This window comes from Desulfosporosinus metallidurans (assembly GCF_001936615.1).
In the GTDB taxonomy this organism is placed as follows: domain Bacteria; phylum Bacillota; class Desulfitobacteriia; order Desulfitobacteriales; family Desulfitobacteriaceae; genus Desulfosporosinus; species Desulfosporosinus metallidurans.
This window is the reverse complement of sequence record NZ_MLBF01000209.1, coordinates 1-401: the sequence shown is the minus strand read 5'-3', so window position 1 is coordinate 401 and position 401 is coordinate 1. Positions and strand designations below refer to the sequence as shown.

1 protein-coding gene is annotated in these 401 nt (G+C 65.6%); it reads right to left on the bottom strand.

Annotation, left to right across the window (positions count from 1 at the left end; genetic code table 11):
• Positions 1–401 (bottom strand): pirin-like C-terminal cupin domain-containing protein (locus DSOL_RS26415; protein ID WP_282433587.1); only part of this gene is annotated, 401 nt, incomplete at both ends.

The window sequence follows — 401 nt, the reverse complement described above, 5'->3', positions numbered from 1 at the left end:
TTCGCCAAGCGGTTTGCCGCCGATGAGGACGAAGCGTAGGGGCCGGTCCGGGGCCTGGATTTCCAACGCATCGCCGTCGTGGGCGTAGAGCACGGTGGTCTCCGGTCCCAACCGGCAATTCCTGGCCACATCCATCCAGCCCGCGCCCTGCATCTCATAGGCAAAGGCGTCGCGGCGGTCGTCGAAATAGCCTTCCCCGTCCAGAATGTAGGCAATGGCCGTATGGCCGTCCCGGACGCTGTGGCGAAAGGACGCTCCTGCCGGCACGGACACGTCGAGGACCTCGGGCTCGATGACAATGTCGCGCACCGGCCCCTGCACGCCAGCCACTTCGCCGCTGATGACTTTGACCCGCGTTCCCGTTTCCAGGGTCACCTCCGGAATGTCGGCGGCCTTCACGT